The 11548-nt window shown below is 57.8% G+C and carries 8 protein-coding genes; 1 reads left to right on the top strand and 7 read right to left on the bottom strand.

Annotated features, from left to right (window positions below; genetic code table 11):
* Window positions 1-42 precede the first annotated feature (42 nt).
* From lpdA to sdhC, 7 genes are all read right to left on the bottom strand, one after another.
* Window positions 43-1479, bottom strand: coding sequence for a dihydrolipoyl dehydrogenase (gene lpdA / locus FGA82_RS08720; RefSeq protein ID WP_034156249.1), 1437 nt, complete (start codon window positions 1477-1479; stop codon window positions 43-45).
* A gap of 108 nt (window positions 1480-1587) precedes the next feature.
* Entirely contained in the window at window positions 1588-2811 is a 1224-nt protein-coding gene (gene odhB / locus FGA82_RS08715) for a 2-oxoglutarate dehydrogenase complex dihydrolipoyllysine-residue succinyltransferase (protein WP_141126765.1), read from the bottom strand.
* A 42-nt stretch (window positions 2812-2853) separates the two neighbouring features.
* Window positions 2854-5685, bottom strand: a complete 2832-nt coding sequence (locus FGA82_RS08710; protein WP_077571705.1) for a 2-oxoglutarate dehydrogenase E1 component — start codon at window positions 5683-5685, stop codon at window positions 2854-2856.
* 251 nt (window positions 5686-5936) lie between these two features.
* Window positions 5937-6641: a succinate dehydrogenase iron-sulfur subunit gene (locus FGA82_RS08705; RefSeq protein WP_038364054.1), complete on the bottom strand. Its 705-nt coding sequence runs from the start codon at window positions 6639-6641 to the stop codon at window positions 5937-5939.
* Window positions 6642-6652: 11 nt separating this feature from the next.
* On the bottom strand, window positions 6653-8425 hold the full coding sequence (gene sdhA, locus FGA82_RS08700; RefSeq protein WP_141126763.1) for a succinate dehydrogenase flavoprotein subunit: 1773 nt from the start codon (window positions 8423-8425) through the stop codon (window positions 6653-6655).
* Between the two features lie 3 nt (window positions 8426-8428).
* On the bottom strand, window positions 8429-8797 hold the full coding sequence (gene sdhD / locus FGA82_RS08695; RefSeq protein WP_003222999.1) for a succinate dehydrogenase, hydrophobic membrane anchor protein: 369 nt from the start codon (window positions 8795-8797) through the stop codon (window positions 8429-8431).
* Entirely contained in the window at window positions 8791-9165 is a 375-nt protein-coding gene (gene sdhC / locus FGA82_RS08690) for a succinate dehydrogenase, cytochrome b556 subunit (RefSeq protein WP_017127965.1), read from the bottom strand. Before sdhC ends, sdhD begins: the two co-directional genes overlap by 7 nt.
* 363 nt (window positions 9166-9528) lie before the next feature.
* On the opposite strand from sdhC, the gene gltA reads away from it, so the two are divergent.
* Window positions 9529-10818 (top strand): citrate synthase, encoded by a 1290-nt coding sequence (gene gltA, locus FGA82_RS08685; protein WP_141126761.1) that lies wholly within the window; start codon window positions 9529-9531, stop codon window positions 10816-10818.
* The last annotated feature ends 730 nt before the right edge of the window (window positions 10819-11548 follow it).

The following is an 11548-nucleotide window of genomic DNA, read 5'->3' as shown; positions in this document are numbered from 1 at the left end:
GGCTCACGACGGGCCGTTACCGCCGTGGTTTCTTATTGTCTGTTAACGCTTTTTGCGGTTGGCAATGTGGATGGCACCGCCATTCACAGCCAGAGCAGCTTCGTGCAAGGCTTCAGACAGGGTCGGATGGGAGAAAACCATCATGCCCAGGTCTTCAGCGCTGGTGCCGAATTCCATACCGATCGCGCCCTGCTGAACCAGTTCTGCAGCGCTCGGGCCAATCACGTGCACGCCCAATACGCGGTCAGTCTTGGCATCAGCGATGACCTTGACGAAACCACCGGTATCGTTGGCGGCCATGGCACGGCCGGAAGCGGCGAACGGGAAGGTGCCGACGTTAACTTCAACGCCTTCAGCTTTCAAGGCCTGCTCGGTTTTGCCAACCCACGCGATTTCCGGGTGAGTATAAATAACCGAAGGGATCAGGTCATAGTTCATCTGGGCTTTGTGGCCCTTGATGCGCTCGACAACCATGATGCCTTCTTCCGAAGCTTTGTGCGCCAGCATCATGCCGCGAACCACGTCACCAATGGCGAAAACGCCCGGTACGGTGGTCGCGCAGTGATCGTCAACGTGCACGAAACCGCGCTCGTCGAGGGTCACGCCGCTGTCAGAAGCCAGCAGATCAGTGGTCACTGGACGGCGACCAACGGCTACGATCAGCTTGTCGAAAGTGATGGTCTGTTCGCCGTTGGCATCGGTGTAGTTCACAACGACTTCGTCGCCGTTGACTTTCGAGCCGGTTACGCGAGCGCCCAGTTTGATGTCCAGACCTTGTTTGGTCAGGGTTTTCAGCGCTTCCTTGGAAACAGCGGTGTCCGCTGCCATCAGGAAAGTGTCCAGAGCTTCGAGGACAACCACTTCCGAACCCAGACGCGACCATACCGAACCCAGTTCCAGACCGATCACGCCAGCGCCGATCACGCCCAGACGCTTAGGTACGGTCTGGAATTCCAGTGCACCAGTCGAATCAACGATGACTTTCTGATCAACCGGAGCCGGTGGAATGTCGATCGGACGCGAGCCTGGAGCCAGAATCACGTTTTCAGCTTCGATAACTTCAACCGAGCCGTCTGGCTTGGTGACTTCGACTTTCTTGCCAGCCAGCAGTTTGCCGTGGCCCTGGATCGAAGTAACGCCGTTGGCCTTGAACAGGGTGGCAACGCCGCCGGTCAGGTTCTTGACGATGCCAGCCTTGCGGCCAACCATCGCAGCGACGTCCATTTTGACTTCGCCAGTCGAGATACCGTGAACGTTGAAGCTTTCTTTCGCTTCCTTGTATTTCCAGGAGCTGTCGAGCAGCGCCTTGGAAGGAATGCAGCCCACGTTCAGGCAGGTGCCGCCCAGGGCTTGCTTGCCTTCTGCGTCGGTGTACTTCTCGATGCAGGCAGTGGTCAGACCCAGCTGCGCCGCCTTGATGGCAGCCACGTAGCCACCAGGGCCAGCACCGATCACTACTACGTCAAATTTCTGCGACATTCAAAAAATCCTCTTTAGCAATAAAGCTACAAGCCGCAAGCTACAAGCTTCCAGCCACTCCGCTCGCTTTGAACTTGTGGCTTGAAACTTGAAGCTTGCAGCTGTTTTTTAGATATCCAGCAACAGACGAGCCGGATCTTCCAGCAGGTTCTTGATGGTCACCAGGAAGGTCACAGCTTCTTTGCCATCGATCAGACGGTGATCGTAGGACAGTGCCAGGTACATCATCGGACGGATAACGACCTGACCGTTGATGGCCATAGGACGCTGGATGATGTTGTGCATGCCCAGAATCGCTGCCTGCGGCGGGTTGACGATCGGGGTCGACATCATCGAACCGAAGGTACCACCGTTGGTGATGGTGAAGGTACCACCGGTCATCTCGTCCATCGACAATTTGCCGTCACGGGCTTTCTTGCCGAAAGTGGCGATGCCGCCTTCGATTTCAGCCAGGCTCATCAGCTCGGCATTACGCAGAACCGGAACAACCAGGCCACGGTCGCTGGAAACGGCAACGCCGATGTCCGCGTAGCCGTGGTAAACGATGTCGCCGCCGTCGATCGACGCGTTGACAGCCGGGAAGCGTTTCAGCGCTTCGGTCGCTGCTTTAACGAAGAACGACATGAAGCCCAGGCGTACGCCGTTGTGGGACTTCTCGAACAGGTCCTTGTACTTCGAACGCAGGGCCATGACTTCAGTCATGTCGACTTCGTTGAAAGTGGTCAGCATCGCCATGTTCGACTGTGCTTCAACCAGACGCTTGGCCACGGTGGCGCGAACGCGGGTCATCGGTACGCGCTTCTCGATGCGGTCGCCAGCGGCGAACACAGGAGCGGCAGCCGAAGGAGCAGCAGCCTTGGCAGGTGCAGCAGCCGGAGCGGCTTTCTTGGCAGCAACAGCAGCAACCACGTCTTCCTTGGTCACACGACCGCCTTTGCCGGTGCCGGCAACGGAAGCGATGTTGATGCCGTTTTCTTCAGCCAGCTTGCGCGCGGCAGGAGCAGCAACAGGATCGTCTTCGCCTTCGGCAGCAGCCGGTGCAGTGGCAGCAGCGGCCGGAGCAGCAGCGGCGGCTGGAGCAGCGGCAGCAGCGCCGCCCGCTTCGATGGAACCCAGCACTTCGTCGGACAGAACGGTGTCGCCTTCGTTCTTGACGATTGCGCCCAGCACGCCGTCGGCGGTAGCCAGAACTTCCAGTACGACTTTGTCAGTTTCGATGTCGACGATCAGGTCGTCACGCTTGACGGCGTCGCCCGGTTGCTTGTGCCAGGTGGCAACGGTGCCATCGGCAACCGATTCCGGGAAAGTGGGGGCTTTGATCTCGATAGCCATTATCTGTGGTTCCTTAAATTCGGTTTCAGGTGCGCGAAGGCGTTAAATGGTAAACGCGTCTTGCAGGAGTTTTTCCTGCTGCTCGGCGTGCATCGATGCATAACCACAAGCTGGGGCAGCAGAAGCCTCACGGCCCGCGTACTCAAGTACGAGAGACTTGTCGAGGTTCCCGATGCTGCGACGCAAGTGGTGCTGGCTGCAGTACCAGGCGCCCTGGTTCATCGGCTCTTCCTGACACCAAACGGCATTTTTGACGTTGGTGTACGGAGCCAGGACTTCTTTCAAGTCGTCCTCAGGGAATGGGTACAGCTGCTCGATACGCACGATGGCGATATCTTCACGGCCTTCGGCACGGCGTTTTTCCAGCAGGTCGTAGTAGACCTTGCCGCTACACAGAACAACACGCTCGACCTTTTTCGGGTCCAGAGTATCGATTTCCGGGATCACGGTCTGGAACGAACCTTCGGCCAGATCTTCCAAAGTCGAGATGGCCAGCTTGTGGCGCAGCAGCGACTTCGGTGTCAGAACGATCAGCGGCTTGCGCAGCGGACGAATCACCTGACGACGCAGCAAGTGGTAGATCTGTGCTGGCGTGGTCGGTACGGCGACCTGAATGTTGTGCTCGGCGCACAGTTGCAGGTAACGCTCAAGACGTGCCGAGCTGTGCTCAGGGCCCTGACCTTCGTAACCGTGTGGCAGCAACATGGTCAGACCGCAGAGACGGCCCCACTTGTGCTCACCGCTGGTGATGAACTGGTCGATCACAACCTGTGCACCGTTGGCGAAGTCGCCGAACTGGGCTTCCCAGATCACCAGCGCATCCGGCGTGGTGGTCGAGTAACCGTATTCGAACGCCAGTACCGCTTCTTCCGACAGGAACGAGTCGTACAGGTCAAAGCGTGGCTGACCGTCGTACAGGTGCTGCAGCGGAATGTAGGTGCCCGCGTCTTTCTGGTTGTGCAGCACAGCGTGACGGTGCGAGAACGTACCGCGGCCAATGTCCTGACCGGTCATGCGGATCGGGTGACCTTCGAACGCCAGGGTCGCGTACGCCATGGTTTCGGCGTAACCCCAGTTGATCGGCAGGCCGCCGGCTTGCATTTTCTGACGGTCTTCGTAGATCTTCGAGACCTGACGCTGCACCACGAAGCCTTCCGGGATTTCCAGCAGCTTGGCGGACAGTTCTTGCAGGGTTTTCAGATCAAAGCGGGTGTCGTGACGCGCAGTCCAGGCGTGGCCCAGATACGGACGCCAGTCCACGAACAACTCTTTGTTCGGCTCTTTGACCAGCGACTTCACTACGTGCAGACCGTTGTCCAGCGCGTTGCGGTATTCGTCGACTTTCGCCTGAACACGCTCTGCGTCGAGTACACCGCCCTGGGTCAGACGATCAGCGTACAGCTCACGGGTAGTGCGCTGTTTGGTGATCTGCTGATACATCAGAGGCTGGGTGCCGCTTGGCTCGTCGGCCTCGTTGTGGCCGCGACGACGGTAGCAGACCAGGTCGATCACCACGTCACGCTTGAACTGCATGCGGTAGTCGATAGCCAGCTGGGTCACGAACAACACGGCTTCCGGATCATCACCATTCACATGGAGGATCGGCGCCTGGATCATCTTCGCAACGTCGGTGGCGTACTCGGTGGAACGCGAGTCCAGCGGGTTGCTGATGGTGAAACCGACCTGGTTGTTGATCACGATGTGCACGGTTCCGCCGGTCTTGAAACCGCGGGTCTGCGACATCTGGAAGGTTTCCATGACCACGCCCTGACCTGCGAATGCAGCGTCACCGTGGATGGAGATCGGCAGAACCTTCTCACCGGTCGGATCGTTACGACGATCCTGACGGGCGCGAACCGAACCTTCTACCACCGGGGAAACGATTTCCAGGTGGGACGGGTTGAACGCCATGGCCAGGTGAACTTCACCGCCGGCGGTCATCACGTTGGACGAGAAGCCCTGGTGATACTTAACGTCACCGGAACCCAGCTCGACCTTCTTCTTGCCTTCGAACTCGTCGAACAGCTCGCGCGGGTTCTTGCCGAAGGTGTTGACCAGTACGTTCAGACGGCCACGGTGGGCCATGCCGATGACGACTTCCTTGGTGCCGTAGGAACCGGAACGCTGGATCAGTTCGTCGAGCATCGGAATCAGGCTTTCGCCGCCTTCCAGACCGAAACGCTTGGTGCCCGGGTATTTGGTGCCCAGGTATTTTTCCAGGCCTTCACCGGCAGTCACGCGCTCAAGCAGGTGGCTCTTGATGTCGGCGGAGTACGTCGGACGACCACGCACGCTTTCCAGACGCTGCTGGAACCACTGGCGCTGCTCGGAATCGGTGATGTGCGTAAATTCAGCGCCGATGGTGCGGCAATATGTCTGCTGCAACGCTTCGTGAATTTCGCGTAGGCTCGCTTCCTCTTTGCCGATGAACAGGTCGCCGGCACGGAAGGTCGTATCAAGATCGGCATTGGTCAAGCCGTAATGATTGATCGACAGGTCTGCAGGTGCAGGACGCTGCCACAGCCCCAGCGGGTCAAGCTGGGCTGCCTGGTGGCCACGCATACGGTAGGCCTGGATCAATCGCAACACTTCAACTTGCTTCTTCTCGTGCTCACTGCTCACGCTCCCGGCGGAAACCGGTTGAGCGCGGCGCTGGTTCTTTGCCAGCAGCACGAAATGATCGCGAATCGTGGAGTGCGAAACATCAGTGGCAGAGTTGCCGTCGGCAGGCAACTTCTGAAAGTAGGTGCGCCACTCTTCTGGCACAGCGTTAGGGTCGTGCAGGTAGAGCTCATAAAGCTCTTCCACATAGGCAGCGTTTCCACCTGAAAGGTAGGCGCTGTTCCACATGCGCTGCATCACGCTTTCTTGCATGCTTGGTCACCCTCGGTTAGGGGAACACCATCGATGTCGACACCGAGCAAACTTGCAGAAGTCCGAATGCAGCGACTAAAACAAGCCACTTAGGATCACACTGATAGTCCGGGTACCAGCCCGGATGCCCCTGCTTGTCTCATTTCTTCAAAATAAGAGCGGCAGCTTGTGGCTACTGCTCTGGTTATAGCCATGACGCGGGTTGAAGCCCGCGCCATAGCCTCTACGGTACAGCGGTTACAGCAGCTGAATCACACGCCGCTCGAAAGCAGCATGTTACGGATGTGACCGATGGCCTTAGTCGGGTTCAGGCCTTTCGGACATACGTTGACGCAGTTCATGATGCCCCGGCAGCGGAATACGCTGAACGGGTCATCGAGCGAAGCCAGACGCTCGTTGGTCTTGGTGTCACGGCTGTCTGCCAGGAAGCGGTAGGCTTGCAGCAGCGCAGCTGGACCCAGGAACTTGTCCGGATTCCACCAGAAGGACGGGCACGAAGTCGAGCAGCAAGCGCACAGGATGCACTCGTACAGACCGTCGAGCTTTTCACGCTCTTCTGGCGACTGCAGACGCTCGATGGCCGGAGCCGGCGTGTCGTTCTGCAGGTAAGGCTTCACCTTCTCGTATTGCTTGTAGAAGATGCTCATATCGACGACCAGGTCACGGATAACCGGCAAACCTGGCAGTGGACGAACAATCAACTTGTTACCTTTTACAACGGCGGACAGCGGCGTGATGCACGCCAGACCGTTTTTGCCGTTGATGTTCATGCCGTCGGAACCGCAGACGCCTTCACGGCAAGAGCGACGATAGGAGAAACCCTCGTCCTGCTCTTTGATCAGGGCCAGCACGTCCAGCACCATCAGGTCTTTACCACCGGTATCGACCTGGAATTCCTGCATGAACGGCGCAGCGTCCTGATCAGGGTTGTAGCGATAAACACTGACTTGCAACATGGCGGTCACCCTTAATAAGTCCGGACTTTAGGTTCGAAAGTCGGAACAGTCTTCGGCGAGAAGTTCACGGCACGCTTGGTGACGCGCTTGTCACCCGGGAAGTACAGGGTGTGGCACAGCCAGTTTTCGTCGTCACGATCTTCGAAGTCTTCACGGGCGTGAGCACCGCGGGACTCTTTACGCACTTCGGCCGCGATGGCGGTAGCTTCAGCCACTTCCAGCAGGTTTTGCAGTTCCAGCGCTTCGATACGGGCAGTGTTGAACGCCTGCGACTTATCGTTGATCTTCACGTTGGCAATGCGGGCACGCAGGTCGGCGAGCTGAGCGATACCCTTCTGCATGTATTCGCCAGTACGGAATACACCGAAGTAGTTCTGCATGCAGCTTTGCAGCTCGCGACGCAGGGTAGCGACGTCTTCACCATCAGTACGGCTGTTCAGCGAGTTCAGACGCGACAGGGCAGCTTCGATGTCGGCTTCGGTAGCGTCGTCGTATTCGATGCCGTCGGTCAGCGCTTTTTCCAGATGCAGGCCGGCAGCGCGGCCGAATACCACCAGGTCGAGCAGCGAGTTGCCGCCCAGACGGTTGGCACCGTGCACCGATACGCAAGCCACTTCGCCTACTGCGAACAGACCAGGAATGATCTGATCCACGCCGTCGGCGTTCTGGGTGATCGCTTGGCCATGAATGTTGGTGGCAACGCCGCCCATCATATAGTGGCAAGTTGGAACAACCGGAACCGGCGCAACAACCGGGTCAACGTGAGCGAAAGTCTTCGACAGTTCGCAGATGCCTGGCAGACGGCTGTGCAGCACTTCCTCGCCCAGGTGGTCGAGTTTGAGCATTACGTGGTCGCCATTCGGACCGCAACCGTTGCCGGCGATGATTTCTTTAACCATCGAGCGAGCAACCACGTCACGACCAGCCAGGTCTTTGGCGTTCGGAGCATAGCGCTCCATGAAACGCTCGCCGTGCTTGTTGATCAGGTAACCACCTTCACCACGGCAACCTTCTGTAACCAGTACACCGGCGCCGGCGATGCCGGTCGGGTGGAACTGCCACATTTCGATGTCTTGTACCGGCACGCCAGCACGCAGAGCCATGCCGACGCCGTCACCGGTGTTGATCAGGGCATTGGTGGTGGACGCGTAGATACGGCCTGCACCGCCGGTAGCCAATACGGTGGCTTTCGCGCGGATATAGGAAGTTTCGCCAGTTTCGATGCAGATCGCGATCACACCGACGAAGTCGCCTTCCTGGTTTTTCACCAGATCGACAGCGTAGTACTCGTTCAGGAACGTGGTACCGGCTTTCAGGTTGCCCTGATAGAGGGTGTGCAGCAGTGCGTGGCCGGTACGGTCGGAAGCCGCACAAGTACGCGCAGCCTGGCCGCCTTTACCGTAATCCTTGGACTGACCACCGAACGGACGCTGGTAGATACGGCCTTGTTCGGTACGCGAGAACGGCAGACCCATGTGGTCCAGCTCGAAAACGGCAGCCGGGCCTTCCTGACACATGTATTCAATAGCGTCCTGGTCACCGATGTAGTCGGAGCCCTTGACGGTATCGTACATGTGCCAGCGCCAGTCATCGTTCGGGTCAGCGGACGCGATTGCGCACGTGATGCCGCCCTGGGCGGATACAGTGTGCGAACGGGTCGGGAAAACCTTGGTGATCACGGCAGTCTTGTGACCGCCCTGTGCCAGTTGCAGCGCAGCGCGCATGCCGGCACCGCCACCACCAATAATGATGGCGTCGAAAGAAATCGTTGGAATGTTAGCCATGACTCAGATACCCCAGAGAATCTGCACACCCCAGACGAAGTAAGCGAACATCGCAACGCCGCATACTGCCTGGAAAAGGAAACGTATCGCCGTTGCGGACTTGCCGAACGCCATTGGCGTCAGGTAGTCAGTCGCGATGGTCCACATGCCGACCCAGGCGTGAGCGCCGAGAGCAACAAGGGCCAGGAGGCTGAAAATACGCATCCCGTTGTGGGCGAACAGTTCATGCCACTGGGCATACTCGAGGCCAGGGTGGGCCACGACGTATCCGATCAGAAAGATGAAGTAAGCCGCGAGAACGACCGCAGACACACGTTGCGCCATCCAGTCATAGAGGCCCGAACGCGACAGGTTCGTGACGTTAGTTACCATATCCAAACTCCTGCCAGAACGATTACCACCACGGAAACGGCGATAACGATTTTCGAGCCCAGTTTGCCGCCTTCCAGCGTCTCACCGATGCCCATGTCCATGATCAAATGGCGCACACCGGCTACCAGGTGATACAGCAGAGCGGACAGGATGCCCCAAATCACTAGCTTGGCTAGCGGACTGGTCAGACACGCTTTCACCTGACCGAAGCCTTCCTCGGAACTCAGCGACTTGTCCAATGCGTAAAGCATGATGGCCAGGCTGACAAAGAGGATGACACCGGAGATACGGTGAAGAATGGACGTGTAAGCAGTGACTGGGAGTTTGATGGTCCTTAGGTCTAGGTTTACAGGTCGTTGGCTTTTCACGGCTTTTTTTTCACACTGAAGAGCCCCTAACAATCAGGGCAAAGTTGTTGGGGAGTGCACTGGTCAGGTAACCACCACCCAGGGATGCGACCCCCAATGAAAGCAAGCCCAAAAGCCCTTGGCGGTCGGTGGCCGAGTATAGACAGTTAGGCTACTAATGACAACGCAATCACCTACCCCAAATAGCTGATTGCACAAGTCGTATAAAAGGCGTAAATGGCAGTCAATTTCGAGGAAAAAGTGCGCTTAAAGCCTTCTGGAGCAAGACTTTAGGCAAATTGACATTCGAATTTATCTCACTATAGTGGTGCGGGCCCTGCGTGGGGGGTCTGTCTGATGGTTCAAGCATAAATAGGAGGCCACATGGCTGACAAAAAAGCGCAGTTGATCATCGAGGGCGCAGCCCCCGTCGAGCTGCCCATTTTAACCGGCACCGTTGGTCCCGATGTAATCGATGTTCGGGGCCTGACGGCCACGGGCCGCTTCACTTTCGACCCTGGTTTCATGTCGACCGCCTCGTGCGAGTCGAAGATCACCTATATCGACGGCGACAACGGCATTCTGTTGCACCGCGGCTACCCGATCGAACAGCTGGCTGAAAAATCGGACTACCTGGAAACCTGCTACCTGCTGCTCAACGGCGAACTGCCGACCGCAGAACAGAAGGCCCAGTTCGTCAGCACCGTGAAAAACCACACCATGGTTCACGAGCAGCTGAAAACCTTCTTCAACGGCTTCCGTCGCGACGCCCACCCAATGGCCGTCATGTGCGGTGTAGTCGGCGCCCTCTCGGCCTTCTACCACGACTCCCTGGACATCAATAACCCGCAGCATCGCGAAATTTCCGCGATCCGTCTGGTTGCCAAGATGCCGACCCTGGCAGCGATGGTTTACAAGTACTCCATGGGCCAACCCATGATGTACCCGCGCAACGACCTGACGTACGCGGAAAACTTCCTGCACATGATGTTCAACACCCCGTGCGAGATCAAACCGATCAGCCCGGTGCTCGCCAAGGCCATGGACCGGATCTTCATCCTTCATGCCGACCACGAGCAGAACGCGTCGACTTCCACTGTGCGTCTGGCAGGTTCTTCGGGTGCCAACCCGTTCGCCTGTATCGCCGCCGGCATCGCCGCACTGTGGGGCCCTGCCCACGGTGGTGCGAACGAGGCCGTGCTGACCATGCTTGACGAGATTGGCGATGTTTCCAACATCGACAAGTTCATCGCCAAGGCCAAGGACAAGAACGATTCGTTCAAGCTGATGGGCTTCGGTCACCGCGTTTACAAGAACCGCGACCCTCGCGCGACTGTAATGAAACAGACCTGTGACGAAGTGTTGAAGGAACTGGGCATTAATAATGATCCGCAACTCGAACTGGCCATGCGCCTGGAAGAGATCGCGCTGACCGACCCGTACTTCATCGAGCGCTCGCTGTACCCGAACGTCGATTTCTACTCGGGGATTATCCTCAAGGCGATCGGCATTCCAACCAGCATGTTCACGGTGATTTTCGCGCTGGCACGTACTGTCGGCTGGATTTCGCACTGGAAAGAGATGCTCTCCAGCCCGTACAAGATTGGCCGTCCGCGCCAGTTGTACACCGGTTACGAGTCGCGTGACATTTCCAAGCTGGAAGACCGTAAATAAGACCTGTCTTGCGATAACGGCTTAAGTTGTACCGGGAACGGCCTCTATTTATATAGGGGCCGTTTTTGTTTGTGCTTGGTATTTTTTGGGGTTGGGGGCATATCCGTTGCTGCGGGAGTTGCCGGTGGCGGTTTCGCTCTTACAGCGAGTCACCTTTTCCAAACGCCGAAAAGGTAACCCAAAAGGCTTGGCCCCGGCGTACGGCACTTCGCTGAGGCTCAGTGTTCCCTCGCTACGGTGTCCATCCGGGGGCATCGCCTACGGTTTGCTTCGCTGCACCTCCTCTCGATGTATGCGGCTACGCCGCACGGCGCTGCGCGCCTACCCCCCGGATGAACACCTACGCTCGGCCTGCCGATGGGGCAAAAAATCAAAAGCCAAAGCCAAAGCAAGATCAAAAGCCAGATCAAGAGCCCCTCACCCTAGCCCTCTCCCGGAGGGAGAGGGGACTGACCGCGGTGTCTGGCAGAGCTACGCCGACGTGAAATTCCGCGTCGAACCCAGATTCTGAAACAGATCAAAAGCCCCTCACCCTGGCCCTCTCCCGGAGGGAGAGGGGACTGACGATGGTGTTTGGGAGAGTTACGCGGACGTGCGATACCGCGTTGAACTCAGATGTTGAAAAGCACACAAACCGGCTCCCTCTCCCTCGGGAGAGGGCTGGGGTGAGGGGCGATTCCACCACAAAACCAAAGCCGAACACCCGCTCTTCACCACTCAATAGGCCGAG

Origin of the sequence: Pseudomonas fluorescens (genome assembly GCF_005938625.1) — a bacterium.
Classification (GTDB): Bacteria; Pseudomonadota; Gammaproteobacteria; order Pseudomonadales; family Pseudomonadaceae; genus Aquipseudomonas; species Aquipseudomonas fluorescens_BD.
The sequence above is the reverse complement of the archived record's forward strand: the minus strand, read 5'-3'. Positions and strand labels throughout refer to the sequence as shown.